Genomic DNA, 18,959 nt, shown 5'->3' with positions numbered 1-18,959 from the left:
GCTTAGTGCCCTCCCTGATCTGTGGAATCCTGTCCAACAATCCAGGTATCCTTACTGCCACCGCCTTGGGATGAATTAACCACCAGAGAACCCGCTGTTAGCGCAACCCGGGTCAGGCCACCGGTAGTCACTGAGGTTTCTTCTCCAGAAAGAATAAAAGGCCTTAAATCAACATGTCTTGCTTCCAAACCTGTTTCACACAGGGTTGGTGTTGTCGATAAAGCCAAAGTTGGCTGGGCCATGTAGTTGCGCGGGTTAGCCTGAATCAGCTCAGCAAATTTCTGTTGTTCTGCCTTGGTCGACTGGGGCCCAATCAGCATGCCATAGCCACCCGACTCATTGGCGGGTTTGACCACCAGCTTATCGAGGTTATCAAGAACATAGCGTCGATCATCCTCTTTCATGCACAAGTAGCTGGGTACATTGGGCAAGAGAGGCTCCTGGTCCAGGTAGTAGCGAATCACTTCCGGCACCAGGGCATAAACCACCTTGTCATCCGCCACTCCAGCACCAGGTGCGTTGACCAGGGAAACCTTGCCCTTACGCCAGGCACGCATCAATCCAGGTACACCCAATTGGGAATCAGGGTGAAAGGCTTCCGGGTCCAAAAAGAGATCATCAACTCGCCGATAAATCACATCCACCCGCTTGGGGCCATCAATCATGCGCATGTAGACACAGTCATCGTCATCTACAAAAAGATCCCGCCCTTCGACCAGCTCAACACCCATTTGCTGGGCCAGATACGAGTGTTCAAAATAGGCGGAGTTGTAGATACCCGGTGTTAACACAACGATTTGTGGATCATCACCTGGCCTAGGTGACATATAGGCCAGCATTTCATAAAGCTGTGAGCAGTAATCATCAACCGGCTGAATATTTCCTGTTGCGAATAGATCCGGCAGGATACGTTTGGTGACATTACGATTCTCCAGCATGTAGGAAACACCGGAAGGAACACGCAAATTGTCTTCCAAAACATAGAGGGTGCCATCCTTGTCTCTAACCAGGTCGGAGCCACAAATATGCGCCCAGGTTTGGTGCATGGGTCGAATTCCAACACACTGAGGGCGAAAATTAGCCGACTCAGCAAGGATTTCCTGAGGGAAAACACCATCCTTAACGATTTTTTGATCCTGGTAGAGGTCATCAATCAGCAGATTCAACGCCAGCACCCTTTGTTTGAGACCCGCTTCGGTGCGTTTCCATTCGTCCAGGGGAATGACTCGGGGCAGGATATCAAAGGGCCAGGCGCGGTCAATTTGCGTGCCTTCAGAGTAAACGGTAAAGGTAATACCCATGACCTGAATGGCAACCTCGGCAGCCAACTGATGCTGTCGAAGGTCACTGGCATCCAGTTGCGCCAAGTAGTTGCAGAGTTCACGAGCAGCAGGATGAGGTACATTCGGGGCTTGTATTAGCTCATCATAAAAGCCCTGGCTGGAATAGTTCTTCCAATTAATTTTGCTCATTTAAATGCCCTGACTTTTTCCGGTAATACAGTTACATAGCAATTCCCGTACCAGCTAGCAGGAACTTGCATGAATAATCCGGTGAATCAAACGCAACTTATTAATTGCTGCGGGTGGCAGCACAAAAGGATACAAGGGTGAGTGCCCCATACTGCGACTGAGACTATTTAGAGCATAGGTTAAAGGCAGCCATTTTTCGACCAGTTCATCAAGGCTTTCAACCAGATAGGGATTGAAGGTTTGATGTAGCTGCATATTCGGGGTATTGGGAATAAGCGGTTGAATTCCTATCCCAAATTGCCAGGCCGTTTCCAGGGTATCGAGTAGATGCAAATAATGAGACCAGCTTTCGGCCCAGTCTTCCCAGGGGTGGCTACTGGCATAGGCAGTCACATAGTATTCTTCCCAGCCTTCTACCGGCCCCTGTTCATAGTGATACTGCAAGGCAGCGGAATAATCTCTGCGCTCATCACCAAATTGCTGACGAAATGCATCCAGCCAAGGGGTGTCCTTTACCAAAAGGTCCCAGTAATAATGGCCGGATTCATGCCGAAAATGGCCTAACAGGGTTCGGTAGGGTTCAGCCATTTGGCTGCGCTGTTGCTCACGCACCACTGGGTCAGCTTCAGCAACATTCAGCGTAATGATGCCCTGGGCATGTCCGGTCATTACCCGTCCGGTTTCATTAAACTCCAGAATATCTTCAAGAAAATCAAAGGCAAGACCTGTCGGTGTTAACCAACGTGGTTGTACAGGTAAGCGTAACTGCAACAGGCTGTAGACCAACCGGCGTTTTTCAGTTTCCAGTTGCGCCCAAAAGCCATGATTTTCCTGCTTATCCAAGTTTGGCAGCGTGCGGGTCAACTGGCAGGAGACACAAAATTTCTCTGGGTCATCACTGGGCAGCATCCAATTGCAGGTTCCTTCAACGGCATAATTGTGACACTGACGAAAGGTTTTTGCGTTATCCTGCTCATCAAGGGGCTGCCAAAGCTGCTCACCCAGAGATTTAAAGGCCCGCAGTTTCAGACTGGCTGGATCAAAACCCAGCAGAGCCCCACATCGGGTACAGCTGGTGTTTTCAAAATAAACCAGCTGACCACAGTTACCACAGGCAAAGAGCTTCATCTTTTTTTCCTCAGGAACCTGATCCGGATGTCCAATCTATCTTCATACAGTCAAGCACTGCAACAACTCTTGAATAGCTATGCTAGCGATCAGGGAAGGGATGAGTTGTTCAATCAGGATGGACAACCTGACGTTCGCTGGCAACCTGTACTTCAGGTATTGGAAGAATTAGGACTTGATGGCCTAGCAGAACGCCATGAAGAAGTGCAACAACTCTTGCATGAAAATGGGGTGACTTTCAATGTTCATGAAGATGATCTGGGCCAACTACGCTCTTGGGAGCTGGACCCGCTACCCTATGTGATTGCCGGGCATGATTGGGACCTATTGGAAGCTGGGCTTATCCAACGTAGCCGTTTGCTTCAAGCCCTGGTAGATGATCTCTATGGTGAACGCCAAGTCATTCATGAGGGCCTACTGCCACCGGAACTGGTTTACACCCACCCCTCCTGGCTCTTTGCAGCAGCAGATGGCAACCAGCGCCCTGAAAAACCCAGAATCATTTTTCAGGGGATGGATGTTTACCGGGATCTACAAGGCCAATGGCGCCTGCAGGGTGATTGGACTCAAGCCCCCTCTGGTGCTGGCTATGCACTGGAAAATCGTATCCTGCTTTCACGTACCCTTTCCAATCTTTATCGTGAAGCGCCGCTAAGACGTCTGGCTAGTTTTCTACAGGCCCAACATCGTTGCTTGGCCTCTCTGGCCAGTGATCATCGTGGTGAGCCCAATCTGGTCTTACTGACACCCGGTCCTGGTAGCCCTGGTTATTTTGAACATGCCTGGCTGGCTAACTATATGAACTTCTCACTGGTTGAAGGTGATGATCTGGTGGTGCGTGATGGTCAGGTTTCCATGCGCACCCTGGGTGGCCTCAAACGTGTTGATGTTCTGGTTCGCCAAGTCACTGACCCCTGGTGCGACCCCTTGGAACTTTCCAGTGACTCCCTGCTGGGTGTCCCTGGCCTCATGCAAGCGGCGCGACGGGGGGAAGTTGAAATTGCCAATGCTTTGGGCGTTGGCGTTCTTGAACATCCAGCCTTATCACTCTTCCTTCCCAAGCTATGTCAAAGGCTTCTGGGCGAAGAACTGCTACTGGCTGGACCCGAACTCCGCTGGTGTGGTGAAGAAGATCACTTAATTGAAGTCCTTAATAACCTGGAAGCCTGGCAGCTCTACCCTATTCATCAACCAGGACAACTGCTGGACCCCAAACAGCTATCATTAGATGAACAACAAGCCCTGACCACAGAAATTCGCCAGTCGCCCTGGCTATTTACCGCTCGAAAACCGGCGCAGGCATCAACAGCACCCAGTTTTGATGCACGTAACCAAGTACTTTATCCTGCCAGTATCAACCTGCGCTTTTTTTGCCTGACCGACCCTGAAGATCGACAAAGTCGTGTCATGCCCGGTGGTTTAGCCTGGGTCGGTGAGCCAGGAACCCCGGTCATGCAAAGTCAGACGGTAAAGGATATCTGGGTACTCGCACCCGTGCCTCAACCCCATGTCAGCCTGCTTCGCCAAGCTCAAGGCCCCATTCTGGTCACCCGTGATGGGCGCGACCTTCCCAGCCGGGTTGCTGACAGCCTCTTCTGGATGGGCCGCTATGGTGAGCGCTTGGATACCAAAGCCCGGCTACTCAGAGAAACACTGGGACAGCTGTTGGATGACGGTCAACTGCCACTGGAAACCACGCTCCTCCCGGATTTGTTTACCGCTCTTAAGTTGCCTCTTCCTCCAGAACAGCCGCCTTTAGCGGCAGCCCGGCAATTTATTCAGCTGCGCGAATGGCTGATGACCCTGTTTACTGATCAGGCGGTTGATAACCTACCCTGGTTGTTCAGTCAGTTTTTGCGCAACAGCCGAGCCGTGCGTGATCATCTGGGCGACGATGCCTGGCGGGTTATTAATAATTTACGCCAGAAATTCAATGGCCTTAATGGCAACCTGGGTGTTAATAGTGCCCGCCGCCATCTGGAAGATCTGCTCGTTCAACAAGCTGCCTTTTTTGGCTTTTGCAACGAAACCATGCCCCACCACTATGGCTGGCGCTTTATGGATTTGGGTCGCTTTATCGAACGTCTGCTGTCCAGTCTGGAGCTCTTGAAGTTAGCCCTGGTGACAGCTCGCCAACCAGGCATCCCCCTTTGGGAGGTGGTTTTGGCAACGACGGACAACCTAACGGTTTATCGTCGCAGGTATCGTTCGCAGCTCCATCCTTCAGCAATTCTCGATCTTTTGCTGTTTGATGAGAGCAACCCCCGCTCTGTTGGTTTTATGCTGAAAAGACTCCATCAGCAGTTGGAAGAGCTTCCCCGTCAGGAGGGCTCACCTTTCCGTAGCCAGGAACACCGTCTGGTCATAGAAGCCAGCAGCCACCTGCACCTGGTGGATCTGGACAGCCTGCTGGATATTGAAAATTCACAAGCCGCCCGGGAAGCCTTGCAGGCTTTTCTTGATGCCCTGCTCTTACCCCTATCACAACTGTCTGATGCTCTGGCACACAGTCATTTCAGTCATGTCGAAAAACCCCGACAGTTGGTTAGCTTGCAAACTTAAGAACCCCCTGCCAACTAAAAAGCCCGGCTTAGAGCCGGGCTTTACCAACAGATTTAAGAGACTAGAAGAGCAGGTGCTTAGCCAGCAACCCAGCGCTCACACCAGCCTTTTGCCTCAACACGGAAGTTGTTGGGCTGCAGCAGAGAACAGCTTTCGGGTGGGTTGTTACCCTGCTCCCAGAAAATACAATTATCACAGTATTGACCTTCTGTGGTGCTCTCTTTGACATAGCCCAGGGCAGCTGCCGCAGGGTTATCTTCGGTGATCTGCTTTCTTTCTGCAAAAGCCTGGCTGGTCAAAGCACCCATTCCCAAAGGAAGAGCAGCCAAACCAAACAAACCTTTTTTCATAAAAGCGCGACGACTGGATTGAAAAGCCATAGGTCACCTCATCATCTTTTATAAGTGTTCCTGCAGTTCAAGCTGCAGGGAGAATTTAATATCAAGCACCCTGAAAGTAGGGATTTAAATACCGGGTTCCAAGTGTCTCTAATTAAAGACAAAAGCTAAGCTGGCTTTCCTGTAGCAAAAACCGGACAATACTAATTAACCTATCGATACAAGGTATTAAGAGCCAGCCCATGGAATACCTGCTCGAACACAGCACCCGCTATCAATATGCTGCCAATGTCACCCTAAGTCATAATGAAGCGAGGCTTTTGCCCCGCAACCTTCCCTGGCAGACCTGCAAAAACACCCAACTAAATATTTTTCCAACACCCTTGCGTCAACATGAACGTCGGGATTTCTTTGGCAACCGGGTGGTTTATTTTGCAATTGAAGAGCTGCATTCCAGCCTGGAAGTCACCGTAACCAGTCAAGTGACCACCTACGCACCACCTCAGTTTCAATACGGTACAGGGCCCACCTGGGAAGAAGCCAAAGCCCTCTTGGCTCCAGGTAGCCACAAACACGCTCTGGCTGCAGATGTAGCCACGCTTGAAGCCCGTATTTTCACTCTCGACTCCCCTTTTGCGAAAAGGCACTCCCAGCTTGCTGACTTTGCCCGCAACAGCTTCTCTTCAGACCGTTTGTTAATTGATGCCTTACAAGAATTCAACCAGCGTATTTTTCAGGAATTCACCTACCAGCCTCACTTTACAACGCTGGCCACTCCTGTTTTGGAGGTATTGGAAAATCGTAAAGGGGTTTGCCAGGATTTTGCCCACTTGGCGATAGCTGCACTCCGCTCTCTGGGGTTGGCAGCCCGCTATGTCAGCGGTTATCTGGAAACCCAACCACCGACTGGCCAGGAAAAGCTGAAAGGAGCTGATGCCAGTCATGCCTGGCTGAGTGTTTTTATTCCCGGCTATGGCTGGATGAACCTTGACCCAACCAATGGCATTCTACCCAACCAGCGCTATATCACTCTCGGCTGGGGCCGGGATTATGCCGACATTACTCCGCTCAAGGGAGTCATGAATGGAGGCGGTCATCATCACCTGGAAGTGGCCGTTGATGTACTCCCCCAGAACCCATGACCGGGCAGGCATAAATTCAGCCACTGAAGTATGGTAAATCCGAGTAAATTAGGGAAGAATGCTGGAAAGATCAGCCTTTATTGGAGCTTGCATGCTGCTCACTTTTTTATACCGATTGGCATGTACACGAATAGCTTGGCTACTTCTGATCGGCCTGTTTTGGTCACTGCCCTCTGCTGCAAGCAGTCTTCACCTGGTAGGTTGGGAGTATCGCTGGGGAGATTCACCTTTTAACGAACAGGGCCCTGAATGGACTCAGGCTGATGAACCTGAAGCTTGGCATTCCCTAGCCTTTCCTTCCAACCCACCCAACCGCTCAGGCCAAGAGCAGGTTTGGTATCGTACCCAGCTCCCCGAGAATCACTGGCAAGACCCGGTAATCTATATTTACAGCATTGATTTACTGGCTGAAGTCTATCTGGGCGAACAAAAAATCTATCACTTTGGAAAGCTGGATGAAGAAGGCAAGGGGCGCTTTGCAGGCTGGCCTTGGCACCTGATAGAGCTACCCGAAGACTTTGCAGGCCAAACACTCTATTTTCGAGTTTATTCAGACTATACCGACATAGGCCTTTGGGGCGAGGTCAAGCTCATCGAAAGAGCCGATCTACTACTCAGAATCATTGACACCTCCTGGTTTGATTTACTGGTGATTCTGTTTTGTGTGCTGGTCGCTCTCTTGGCACTGGTGTTTGCGGCCATGCAGGCCACGACCCGCAAGTCCTTTTTATACCTGAGCCTGTTGCTCCTGGCTGCCGCTGGCAAGCTGCTCGGAGAAAACCAGGCCGTTCAGTTGATTCTGGATGCGCCACTTTTTCGTACCTATTTAGCAGCCGCCTCCTATTTCAGCCTACCCTTGTTTATTTACCTGTTGCTTAAGGAATGGGTTGGCAGCCTGGACCGCCAGTTAGCCACTTATATGGTCTTTGTACATCTGGGATATTTGGCCTTGGCGACTCTTGCTTCTGTATTGGGCTGGGTGCAACTATCCATCACCTACCCGGTTTTTGATCTGCTTTTCACCTTAAGTCTTGCCTTGCTGCTTTACCTAACCGCCCGTCATTTCAAACAACTGCAACAAGACGAAATGCTGGTTATTTTGGCCTTCTGGGTACTCTCTGTTTTCCTACTAGTAGACATGGCAGTGGCTCATGGCTTTTTACCCTGGGGTCGCTTCCCGCTCTCTCTGGGGGTGCTGATTTTTGGACTGACTTTGCTGGTCCTGGCGCTTACTGACTACAAGCGTACCCAAAAACAAATTCAAGAACTCAATACCACTCTGGAAGAACGCATCAGTCAGCGTACAGCCTCCCTGCAAGCCTACGCCCAACTGGAAAGACAACGTTCTCACCAGCTCCATTTACTCAATCGCTATAACCAGGAATTGGAAGAAACGGTAACCCAATTGGAGACTTGCAACCATTTGGAAGAGGCCTGCAAATTCCTGGAGCAAAGATTTTCAGAACTCTTCCGGCCTTATCAAGTGATTTTTAAGCCCTTTGATGTCCACTCCCAAGTAGCCAACGATCACATGAAATGGATGCTAATGATCGAAGATATGCAGCTGGGCCGTCAGCCTCTCGCCTGGTTGCAGCTGCAGCCAGATACCTCTCTGGATGACCAGCAGCAACTGGAACAGCTAACTCAATTTATCGGGCGGGCTGCTGATCGCCTCTCGATGACCTTAACCGGCATCAAACTACGTCAGGATTTGCAACGCCTTTCCTATGAAGATGCCCTGACCGGATTAAAAAATCGTCGTTACCTGGATGAATCTCTGGAGCGCGAAGTCAGCTTGGCCAAGCGCAATAAATCAACGCTTGCCGTGCTCATGTGCGACCTGGATCACTTCAAAAGTTTCAACGATGCCTATGGTCATGATGCTGGTGATCAGGCGCTGCGCAATCTGGCCAGCCTACTGCAAGAGCACTTTAGAGAAACAGACCTTCCCTGTCGCTTTGGGGGAGAAGAGTTTGTCATCATCATGCCCGGTGCCAGTGAAGCCATAGCCTTGAAACGGGCCCAGGAATTGCTCTCTCAGCTAGCTGCAAGAAACCTCTACTATCAGGGCAAAAACCTGGGCCAAATGACACTTTCAGCAGGCATTGCCATCTGGCCCTGCAAAGCCCTCACAGCTCAGGAGCTGCTTAAAGCTGCCGACCGGGCGCTTTATCTGGCTAAACAAAAAGGGCGCAACCGGGTGGAGATGGCTAATAACAAAGATGCTTAGTGATCGTCTGACTGCTCAGCTGCCGTTGGCTGCTGATTTTTAGCCAGGCCAGCTTTCATCAGGGCGACCGGGAAAAATACGGCCAGCGGCTGTTGAGCTATGGCTCCTCCCAGGCTGGAAAATAACTCACGAAAACTGCTGATCTGAGTTCCTCTGGCTTTAAGAGCAACACTTAAAGCCAGTGAAAAGCTCACCCAGAGATTCACAAAACCGATCATCAGCACCCACAGCAAATTGAGCAAAAACTCCAACACGCCCAAAGAACCACTAATACTGGCATAGCCCAGGTTGGCTGAAGAAAAGGCAACGTGGCGTATATCCAGAGGCAGGCCCGTGAGATACCCCAGATAACCCGTCATGCCCAAGAGAACTCCAAATAAGAAATTCCCCGCCAGGGCACCATAATTATCGTGCAGATAATCAGCCAGGCGTTCCCGATGCCTTTCACTGAAAAGCTTAACCATAAGCGGGTGGTAACGGAGGCGTAGACGTAGTTCCAAATAGTCAGCCCGGTTATCAAAAAAACCAGCCAAAATGCCGGAACAGAAGAGCCAGACACCGGCAATTGCCGCATAAAAGAGGGCCAGGCCAGTGATTGGGGCCAAGGCACTGAGTTGGTAAGCGACCTGCTGCTCAGTCAGCAAGGGCTGATTCAATAGCCAATAACTAAGCAGCGATAACCCCATCGCCAACAAAATAGCCGTACTTACATTTCCCCACACAGCTGCCCATTGAGAGCGATTCACATCGATGAGTAGATCTGCCAGCTTGCGGTTGCTGGCTCGTGCATTTTCACCCTTTTCCACTTCAGCCGCAAAACTGGCTGCGGTCATCGCTGGCTGTTTGGTGGCAATAGTAAAATGCAGCAGATGCACCAGGACAAAACCCAGACCATAATTCAGGCTGACCAAAAGAGCTTCTACACCTCGGGACAGCCCCAGGCTTTCCAGCATAATTTTAATCCAGGCCATGAGGGCAATGATCAAGCCAGCCCCGGCAGCCGATTTAATTAAAGCCCAATAGTTTTTCCTGTCCTTGGCAATATAATGCTCACCGTGGTCACTTTTATTCTGGGTAATACTGCGCGAGAGCATCCGTGTAGAGTTTTGCCAGAGGGAACGAACTCCTTTTTTCTCGATGCTGGCTTCCACTAGCTCTTGAATTAGCTTGGCTTGAACCTGGTACTTTTCTTCAGGTTGGTTGCTAGTTAGCAACTTCAGTAGCGTCTGCATACGGTTTAAAGTTTGGTCCAACCGCTCCAGCAAGTGAGCCAAACCAACCGATGAGCCTGAACCAGCCCCCCGGCGGCGTAATCGCGCCACCTGTTCATGACTTTGATCCAGCATGACCCATAAATGAGCCGGATCCTGAAGCGGATATTCAGGCTCTTCCAGTCGCTTCCAGGCACTGGCAACCATCAGCTGCATTTCACGCTGCAAAGCCACCAGTGGAGAGTCCAGCTCAATTAAGCGCTTATCCAAACGCATCAAATCAGGCTCCAGTTCCTCGGCTGCAACCCAGATCGACAACATTTCGAGAGCATGGAGCCCTTCCTTGTAAAAGTGCTTGTCCAAGGTTACCCGTTCACTGACATCCAAATAGCGATGAATAGCCTGAAAAACTTGCAGCCAAGCATCCCTTGGCAGAGTGGCAAACCATAGAGCATCCTTACTGTCATCAAACACCAGGCCCAAAACATCTTTCAAGTTATCCAGGTCGCGAGGTGCTGGATTGACTCGGTCATAAAGGCGGCTGATAAATTCTCGTGTAAATCCACGACGCGAAAAAATACCCAGGGTCACCAAAGCAGGATAGATATGGGTTTCCTGAAGACCTAAGCAGAATTCATGAGCTAGGTGAGAAGCCAGCTCCGGCTGCCGCTGTAAACACTCCAGAAAAGCCGTAAAAGCTTCAGGAGCCTGCTTGGGGCCAGCTTCACGAAACCAGCTTACCAAGAGTTTTGCTAACTGCAGAGCACCTTCAGTGGCTTGCAAATTGTCTAGAAATTCATCCAACGGGGCCGACTTCGACACGATTACGTCCCTTTTCTTTTGCAGAATAAAGTGCCTCATCAGCTGCTTCGATCAAGGCTTCAACTGAGTTCAACTCTTCTGAACCCATCACCCCTACTGAAACAGTTACATCAATCATTAATTCATCATCACCCATAGGCTTGGATGCAATGGTTTTTCGCAGGCGCTCCAGCACACCTACAGCTGCTTTCAGAGGGGTATCTTGCAATAAAACCAGAAACTCTTCACCACCGTAGCGATAAATTCGGTCATAGGGTCTGACGCTTGCTTCCATGTTATCAGCCAACTGCTGCAAGATTTTGTCACCAAAGGCATGACCATGAGTATCATTAACCGCCTTGAAATGATCCAGATCCAGCATAGCTACTGAAAAAGAACGCCCACTTCGCCTTGAAGATTCCAACTCATCTTCAATATCTCTTTCCATAACATTGCGGTTGTAAAGACCGGTTAATTCATCCAACTCGATCAGTGATGAAGTAATTTGCACACGTAGCTGATCGCCCAACTCATTGAAACGCTGCACCGCTCTGAGGAAGGTCGCAAAGTCTGCTGAATCCAATTGCTGCTCACTGGCCTTGATGAGCAGCTCTTCAGTCATTTTCCGTATCTGTTCCTGTTGTACCAATAGCCGTCGATAGAAGGGGCTGGAGTCCACTTCTTCCAGATAAACATCGCTCAGCCATTCCTGAAAGCCACTACTTGCTTCTATCGAAAATCCAGGATCCAGGCCACCTTCAAGATCAGGAAATTGCAACTTGAAGATCACATTCAAAAAGTAGCGTTCCTGCGCTTTTAAGGCACGCCTCAGATCACCTAGAAAGTGATCCATATCCTTCGTTTCCTGCTTGGTCATCACCTAAGCCTTTAATTGTTAAGGTTGACTGCTTATACACGAGACATCAAAACCTGTCGACCGTTGTGTTTTACCCTATACTGGAGAAAATTTTCTAGCGATCGGAGGTAATATGGGACTTCTTGTTGAAGGCCAATGGCATGACCAGTGGTATGACACGGACTCAACAGGTGGGCGCTTTGAGCGCTCCAAAAGCCAGTTTCGTAATTGGGTAACCCCTGACGGAAGTGCTGGACCCAGTGGTAAAGCCGGGTTCAAAGCAGAACCTGAGCGCTACCATCTTTATGTTTCCCTGGCCTGCCCCTGGGCGCATCGGACGCTGATTTTCCGCAAGCTCAAAGGCCTGGAAGAGATGCTCAGTGTTTCCGTCGTGCATTGGTACATGGCAGAAAATGGCTGGACCTTTCAAGATGGGCCCGGTGTTATCCAGGACAGTGTTAATCAAGCTAAGTTTATGCACCAGGTTTATACGACGGCGGACCCCCACTATTCAGGCCGCGTAACTGTGCCTGTGCTTTGGGACAAAAAGCAGAACACCCTGGTCAGTAATGAATCGGCTGAAATTATTCGGATGCTTAATTCTGCCTTTGATGAAGTCGGCGCTTTGGAAGGGGACTACTACCCTGAAGAACTGCGCGAAGAAATTGATCGAGTCAATGCGCGGGTCTATGACGAGGTCAACAATGGCGTTTACAAGTCGGGTTTTGCCACCAGCCAGCAAGCCTACGAAGAGGCGGTCATTCCTCTATTCAAGGCCTTGGATTGGTTGGATACGCGACTGAGCAAGCAGCGTTATCTGGTAGGTGACCGGGTGACTGAAGCAGACTGGCGACTTTTTACCACGCTGGTTCGTTTTGATCCCGTCTATGTCGGCCACTTCAAGTGCAACCTCAAGCGTATTGCCGACTACCCGAATCTCTCTGGCTATCTGCGTGAGCTTTACCAGTGGCCTGGGGTGAAGGAAACGGTTGATTTCCAGCATATCAAAGGCCATTACTATCAGAGCCACGATATGATCAATCCGACCCGCGTGGTACCTCTGGGCCCTGAACTGGATCTGGAGCAGCCGCATCAAAGGGATCACCTCTGAATCAGTGCAACCGCCTTTTTCCAGTTAAGCTGGTTGCTGACTGATTCCAGCTCCCCTGCTTCTCTCCCGGCCAGGCCAGAGTGTACCAAAGCCCAGCCTGAGCCGGGACAGCGACCAGCAAGCTGAGTAGGCGCTGACTAAAAATATCCAGTAACTCATCCCGGTTTTCGGTTTCATTCATAAAAAAGTTGTAGCCCGCCAGCAGTGCCTGGGCAAAGTCTGCCCAGCCATGGTATTCACTGGTAATTTGTTTACGGACTTTGGCCAGCCACTGTTGCAGAGCTTCTTCATCCAGCCAGTCTACCTGATAGCCAGCAACTGCCAAGTCAACCAATTGCGCCATGTCCCAGGCAGTCAAATCCAAATCATTGATGCCCAGCGCATTATTTTTCACTCTTAGCAGTCGCTGGTAGTAGGCTTCTTGTTCTTCATCCCGTTCATCCTGTTCCTGGATTTCGATTTCCATATCCAGGCGTTCGCTATTCAGGGTAAAGGGAGAAAAGGCAATCATGTATTCCTGACGATCTCCGGCAAGCAACAGATGATTGAGAAAATCAGTCAGATCTTCAGCATCCTGAAAAAGATGGGTTTCCTGAAGCAGATTTCTTAATTCCTGACGCGGGTGCTGAGGCAGTTTTTCCGGCCAGGACCAATGAATACCGGTTAAAGGCCCTACCAGATTCAGAGTCGCTAAATCCGCTTCGCTAACCGCCTTGCCGGGTTCAGTAAAGCGTACTGGTGGCCGTTTCCAGGGTAAAAAGCGAAACAGACTTCCTGGATCCTTAAGATGCCAAGCCAGCTCAGCAAGCAGCGGCTTTTCTTCACCACTCAAACTCAGCACTTCATCCCAGCCCAACCAGGCTTCTACCAGAGCCTGAGCGGAAGGATAATGCCAGCTTAAGTATTCTTTTAAAGCCAAGGCCAGCTGCTCAATTTCTTTCAGCGAGTAGTGCCCTGTCTCCAAGGCTTTAACCAGATAAAACGCATACTTCTCTGCCATCACGATACCGGCAGGATGCTTAACCTGATCGGCCAGCAGCGGAGACTGCTCTTGCCAGGCTTCCCAAACCTCATCGACGGCAGCCAGGTTGGCAGGTAAAACCGGAACTTTACCAACCCGGCAGTTCAGTGCCAGTTGGTCATAATGATGGACGCGTCCAGGTTGCCAAAAGCGCGCCAGAGTAGGCGTCAATTTCTCATCCGGGTGAATATCCAGACCCGCAAAAAGATAGTCTCTGGCCTCGTGACGGCGACTCTCCGGCAGGTCATCCACAGCCAGACCTGTTAGTAGGCTCACATCATCCCGTAAGCTGGCAAGAAGGCTGGCCAGCATCAGCGGATCATCCAAACGTTTTGAATAATGACTCAAAGCATCCCGAAAATCCGGATGATCCAAAGACAATGCCTGCCAATCCAACTGCTGCATAGGTGAAAAAGGCAGTGTCAGTAGCTGTTGCCAGGTCGTTTCCAACTCAGGGCTCAGAGTAAAATCAGCCTGAGTCTGCCAAAAACGATAGCCTTGCAAATAACTGGCAGCCACCTCTTCCCAGGAGCCATAACGGCTACGCAGTAGCCAAAGCGCAACCAAAGCAAAGCTTCGCCATTCAGTTGCGGTAAAATAGCCCGCCAGATAGCCTGCCAAAGCCAGGTCCGCCATGCGCACCCAGTCCCAGGCTGCCACGTCCAGGGTTTCCAGGCCGGAGCCAACACTTTCTTCCATCAGCTCGGCATAGTTTTCCATGCCTTCAGGCAGTTCTTGTCGCCACTCCAGACGTTCTTCGTCTGAAGCTGTTTTTAACCATTCAAAATCCAGCTGCCAGGCATAACGCTGGCCTTGACCACCCAACCAATAGATTAATTGCTGACAGTCACTGGCATTATGCACCTGCCAATAGTTATTCAGCGTGGCTTGCACATCCGGCCAAAAACGCTCCCGCAAATAGGCGGCATCCTTCAAGGGCTGTCGATACACAACAAAGCTGGACGAGCGCACTGCCAGAGCATAACCCAGAGGGGTGGAACGCACTTGCAGCTCAGGGGGTAAATGACGTTGATCCGGTCGCAGCACCCAGGGAACATCCAAAGGCTCTGACCAACAATCCAGTTGGGCTTCTCGCAGTAACGCCAAACGTAATTCAGGGTAGCCACTGGCCTCAAGTTCATTGAAGAGGCTGCCGATATCGGGACATATCTGCTGCAAGCGCTGTGCAAAGAGTGCCAACCAAGCCTGGCTTTCATTTGCTTCCAACCAGTGCAATCGCTCCAGGGAAGCGATAACCTGTATACTGGTTAGCAGTTTATTGGCAGTCTTATCCTGCCAGGCTTGGTACAAAAAAGCATAGGCATCTGCCAACTGGCTCAGGCGGAGTTCAGCCAAAATCTCGGCGTTCTCACGATCATCCTGAGACAAGTGCAAAAGAGGACTTAACCAGGTGGACAAGGAAACAGACAAACACTACCCCCAGGGGAATTAAAGACTTAACAGCCAGCAGAAAAGCTGTCTATTCTAACTGAGTGAGACGCGGCCTTCACTGAAGAATCACGGAAAAAGACCATGAAATACCCAATTTTTGTTAAATGGATCTATGCGCCCCGAGAAGAAGATGACGGTATCCGCATTTTAGTCGATCGTCTATGGCCTTATGGACGGGATAGAGATGAGTTGGGTGTTGATCACTGGTGGCGGGATACCGCACCCAGTAGCGCCCTTAAGCGCCAATATTCACAAGGCGAAATCAATTGGAAGGATTTTGCCCGACTTTATCGTAATGAACTCTATACCCACCCTGAGCGACTACGCTCGCTGAAAAGCCTGGCTGAGAAAGGCAAGGTGACTCTGTTGGCTCTGGAAAGAGAACCGGAACAGAGCCACGTCTCTTTGTTGCGTGAATCCCTGGAACTGTGGCATGACCAGGAAATTAGCGAAGAATCAAAGTCGACGGTGATTCAAGGCCGGTAGCTGGCGGCGTATTTCAGCCAGCCGCTGGGCATTTAGCTCACCACTGACCAAGCCTTCCCCTTCGGGCAAACAGGACATAACCTCGCCCCAGGGGTCAATTAAGAGGCTATGGCCCCAGGTTTTACGGCCATCGGCGTGGCTTCCGACCTGAGCAGGTGCCAGAACATAACACTGATTTTCAACTGCTCTGGCCCTTAATAGCAGCTCCCAATGCGCCTGCCCGGTAGGCACCGTAAAGGCTGAAGGGACAACTAGCACATCCACTTGATGCAAGGCACGGAAAAGTTCAGGAAAACGCAGGTCATAGCAAATCGCCAAACCGACTCGGCCAAAAGGGGTATCAAAGGTCACCGGCTGATCGCCAGGTACAAAGGTCGCGCTTTCGTTATAGCTTTCATCACCTTTTCGAAAGCCAAACAAATGAATTTTGTCGTAACGTACAACCTGGCGGCCATCGGGACCATAAACCAGACAGGTGTTGGTTGTTTTGTCTTCAACATAGGTTTTTAACGGCAGGCTGCCAGCCACCAACCAAATTCCCAAGCGAGCAGCCAGGGCTGACAAGGCCTCCTGTAAAGGCCCCTGCCCTTCTTCTTCAGCCAAGGCCAGGCGATCTTCCAGTTTTTTGCTCAGTAAGGGAAAAAACTCCGGCAAAGCAACCAGTTGGGCACCGGCTTCAGCCGCTTGAGTAATCAGTTTCTCGGCAGTCGCCAGGTTGCCCTGCCAGTCATCACTGGTATTCATCTGCACTGCTGTCAGGGTAACAGCAGCATCCAGGTGGGAAAAACTTCTTGGATGCATCATAGGACTAGGCACTCCTGGGCTAGAAAAGCAACATAGTTAACCGGCTATTTCTAAGTTAAAATGCCAGTTTACTCTTGAGTCTTACCGCCAACAACTTCAGGAAGCGTTATGGCACCCAGCATTTTCTTTTTGCACTTCATCGGTTTGGCCATCGTTATCCTTGGCCTCAACCTGCGCCCCAAACGTAAACTGCTGGGCACCAGCATGGCAGTCCTTGGTTTTTTGGTGGCCACCAGCCCGGTATGGTACGGGCACTTCATCGGCCCCAGTCCCAGTGAACTGCGCCAACAACAAATCCAGGAATACATGATTCCCGATCGGGAACCGACAAGAGACTGATTGCATGCAAAACGCACTACTGAAAAACAATGACCTTCTTGCCCAGCTCAAAGGTCAATTGCGCGAATCCACACCTCGCGTTGAAGGTCGCATTAAAGCCACGGATAAAGGCTTTGGCTTTTTGGAAACCGACAAGGGCGAGCGCTATTTTATTCCGCCCCCCTATATGAAACAGGTGCTCAATGGCGATCAAGTCAAAGCTATCCTGCATGAAGAAGCAGACCGCAAGGGCGAAAAACGTGAAGTCGCTGAGCCTGAGGAACTGCTGGAAGCCGGGCTTGGCCGTTTTATCGGTCGCGTTCAGAAGATCAAAGGCAGATTAGCAGTAGTGCCCGACCAACCCAACTTTAACCTGGCGCTGAAAGGCAAGTGCGTATCCGGGCTCAATGAGCAAGACCTGGAAGATGGTGATTGGGTTGTTGCCCACCTGGAACGCCACCCCCTAAAACCCAAGGACAACAGTTTTTTTATTGAAGTCACTGAGCTGGTTGCCAAAAAGGACGATCACTACGCCCCCTGGTGGGTGATTTTGGCGCGTCATGCCCTACCCCATGAGCAGCCAGTCATCGAAGAAGACTGGACCCTGACCGACCTTGAAGGCCTGGTACGGGAAGACCTGACCAACATTCCCTTCTTCACCATCGACAGTGCTTCCACCAAGGATATGGATGATGCGCTTAGCATTACGCCGCGCACTGAAGGCGGCTGGCAGCTGCAAGTGGCTATCGCTGACCCTTCCGCCTATGTACCCGAAGGCAGTGCTGCGGATATCGAAGCCAAGGCGCGGGCCTTTACCCTCTACCTGCCTGCACGCACCGTGACCATGCTACCCAAACAGCTTTCTGACGATCTCTGCTCACTGAAAGCGGGTGAAAAACGTCCGGCCCTAGTCGCTACCCTAAACCTGGATGCAGAAGGCAAGTTGCTGGAAACCACTGAATTCAAGGCAGGTTGGATTCAATCTCAAGCCAAGCTGGATTATCAGGAAGTCTCCAACTGGCTGGAAGGCCAGGGAGACTGGCAGCCAGAAAATAATGTGATTGGCGAACAACTCAAACACCTGAAAGCCTTTGCTGAACAGCGCTTGCAGTGGCGGCATGACAATGCGCTGGTCTTTAAAGACCAACCGGATTACCGCTTTATTCTTGATGGTGAGGGTCGGGTCACCGACATCGAGGTGGAAGAAAGACGCCTGGCTCATAAAATGGTTGAAGAAGCCATGCTGCTGGCCAATGTTGCCGCAGCAGACTTTCTGGCCCGTGAAATAGGCCAGGGTATTTACAATGTGCATCAGGGTTTTGATCCTGAGAAGGTCGCCAATGCCCTCAAGCTAATCGAGGAGCAGGGCCTGGCCTACCATGAGGAAGCCTTCACTGCTGAAAATCTGGACACCCTGGCGGGTTTCCGCCACCTGCGTTTGGCGCTGGATGATCTGCCTTCCGGTTGGCTGGATTCGCGGCTTCGTAAACACCAGGGCTTTTCCCTGCTGTCCACGCAACCCGGACCTCACTTTGGCCTGGGCTTTGAAAGCTATGCCACCTGGACCTCGCCCATTCGCAAATATGGTGATCTCATCAACCACCGCTTGATCAAGTCTGTGCTGGCCCAATCTCAACCGCCACACCTGGAACCTGAACTCACCGAAGAGTTGACCGCCGCACGCAAAATCAATCGCATGGCGGAAAGAGATGTTAAAGACTGGCTTTATGCCCGCTTCTTAGAGCCTAAAGTCGGTGAACGCTTTCAGGCGCAAATTATCAGCATTAACCGGGGTGGTTTGAGAGCCAAATTGCTGGCTAACGGCGCGGTAGTCTTTGTGCCCGCTTCCAGTATTCACAGCAACAAGGATGAGCTCACCTGTGATGCTGAGCATGGCTGGATCCTCTTGAAGGACGAAGTGATTTACCGACTGACCGATGAAATCCAGGTTGAGCTCAGCGAAGTTCGTGTCGATGAGCGTAATCTGATCGCCCGTCCGGCTGCTTAATTTTGGAAGCTATCTAACA

14 protein-coding genes are annotated in these 18,959 nt (G+C 50.8%); 7 read left to right on the top strand and 7 right to left on the bottom strand.

Annotation, left to right across the window (positions count from 1 at the left end; genetic code table 11):
* Positions 1-2 precede the first annotated feature (2 nt).
* Both BM185_RS00535 and BM185_RS00530 read right to left on the bottom strand, forming a co-directional pair.
* On the bottom strand, positions 3-1,472 hold the full coding sequence (locus BM185_RS00535; protein WP_091957730.1) for a circularly permuted type 2 ATP-grasp protein: 1,470 nt from the start codon (positions 1,470-1,472) through the stop codon (positions 3-5).
* A 54-nt stretch (positions 1,473-1,526) separates the two neighbouring features.
* Positions 1,527-2,600 (bottom strand): zinc-binding metallopeptidase family protein, encoded by a 1,074-nt coding sequence (locus BM185_RS00530; RefSeq protein WP_091957727.1) that lies wholly within the window; start codon positions 2,598-2,600, stop codon positions 1,527-1,529.
* 27 nt (positions 2,601-2,627) lie between these two features.
* Here BM185_RS00530 and BM185_RS00525 point away from each other — a divergent pair, with 27 nt between their 5' ends.
* Positions 2,628-5,162, top strand: coding sequence for a circularly permuted type 2 ATP-grasp protein (locus BM185_RS00525; protein ID WP_091957725.1), 2,535 nt, complete (start codon positions 2,628-2,630; stop codon positions 5,160-5,162).
* A 77-nt stretch (positions 5,163-5,239) separates the two neighbouring features.
* Here BM185_RS00525 and BM185_RS00520 read toward each other — a convergent pair whose 3' ends face one another.
* Complete coding sequence (locus BM185_RS00520; RefSeq protein ID WP_091957722.1) at positions 5,240-5,542, bottom strand: high-potential iron-sulfur protein; 303 nt, start codon at positions 5,540-5,542, stop codon at positions 5,240-5,242.
* A gap of 200 nt (positions 5,543-5,742) precedes the next feature.
* On the opposite strand from BM185_RS00520, the gene BM185_RS00515 reads away from it, so the two are divergent.
* Positions 5,743-6,642, top strand: a complete 900-nt coding sequence (locus BM185_RS00515; protein ID WP_091957719.1) for a transglutaminase family protein — start codon at positions 5,743-5,745, stop codon at positions 6,640-6,642.
* Positions 6,643-6,733: 91 nt separating this feature from the next.
* Positions 6,734-8,872 (top strand): GGDEF domain-containing protein, encoded by a 2,139-nt coding sequence (locus BM185_RS00510; RefSeq protein ID WP_177203422.1) that lies wholly within the window; start codon positions 6,734-6,736, stop codon positions 8,870-8,872.
* Here the strand turns inward: BM185_RS00510 and BM185_RS00505 are convergent.
* Entirely contained in the window at positions 8,869-10,905 is a 2,037-nt protein-coding gene (locus BM185_RS00505; protein WP_218149354.1) for a site-specific recombinase, read from the bottom strand. The genes BM185_RS00510 and BM185_RS00505 overlap by 4 nt on opposite strands.
* Positions 10,880-11,737: a GGDEF domain-containing protein gene (locus BM185_RS00500; protein ID WP_177203421.1), complete on the bottom strand. Its 858-nt coding sequence runs from the start codon at positions 11,735-11,737 to the stop codon at positions 10,880-10,882. The genes BM185_RS00505 and BM185_RS00500 overlap by 26 nt, the downstream gene beginning before the upstream one ends.
* A 136-nt stretch (positions 11,738-11,873) precedes the next feature.
* Between BM185_RS00500 and BM185_RS00495 the strand changes: the two genes are divergently transcribed.
* Positions 11,874-12,851, top strand: a complete 978-nt coding sequence (locus BM185_RS00495) for a glutathione S-transferase family protein (protein WP_091957709.1) — start codon at positions 11,874-11,876, stop codon at positions 12,849-12,851.
* A gap of 1 nt (position 12,852) precedes the next feature.
* Here BM185_RS00495 and BM185_RS00490 read toward each other — a convergent pair whose 3' ends face one another.
* Positions 12,853-15,303: a YbeU/YbeR family protein gene (locus BM185_RS00490; protein ID WP_091957707.1), complete on the bottom strand. Its 2,451-nt coding sequence runs from the start codon at positions 15,301-15,303 to the stop codon at positions 12,853-12,855.
* A gap of 102 nt (positions 15,304-15,405) precedes the next feature.
* Between BM185_RS00490 and BM185_RS00485 the strand changes: the two genes are divergently transcribed.
* Positions 15,406-15,810: a DUF488 domain-containing protein gene (locus BM185_RS00485; protein ID WP_091957704.1), complete on the top strand. Its 405-nt coding sequence runs from the start codon at positions 15,406-15,408 to the stop codon at positions 15,808-15,810.
* Here BM185_RS00485 and BM185_RS00480 read toward each other — a convergent pair.
* Positions 15,781-16,614, bottom strand: coding sequence for a carbon-nitrogen hydrolase family protein (locus BM185_RS00480; RefSeq protein ID WP_218149353.1), 834 nt, complete (start codon positions 16,612-16,614; stop codon positions 15,781-15,783). The two genes, BM185_RS00485 and BM185_RS00480, sit on opposite strands and share 30 nt — an antisense overlap.
* 108 nt (positions 16,615-16,722) lie before the next feature.
* On the opposite strand from BM185_RS00480, the gene BM185_RS00475 reads away from it, so the two are divergent.
* Both BM185_RS00475 and BM185_RS00470 read left to right on the top strand, forming a co-directional pair.
* A complete protein-coding gene (locus BM185_RS00475) occupies positions 16,723-16,953 on the top strand; it encodes a hypothetical protein (RefSeq protein ID WP_091957702.1) in 231 nt (76 codons plus the stop codon).
* A gap of 4 nt (positions 16,954-16,957) precedes the next feature.
* Positions 16,958-18,940 (top strand): exoribonuclease II, encoded by a 1,983-nt coding sequence (locus BM185_RS00470; protein WP_091957699.1) that lies wholly within the window; start codon positions 16,958-16,960, stop codon positions 18,938-18,940.
* Positions 18,941-18,959 lie beyond the last annotated feature (19 nt).

Source organism: Marinospirillum celere (assembly GCF_900112235.1).
In the GTDB taxonomy this organism is placed as follows: domain Bacteria; phylum Pseudomonadota; class Gammaproteobacteria; order Pseudomonadales; family Halomonadaceae; genus Marinospirillum; species Marinospirillum celere.
Note: the sequence above shows the minus strand (reverse complement) of the source record. Positions and strands in the feature narration are given on the sequence as shown.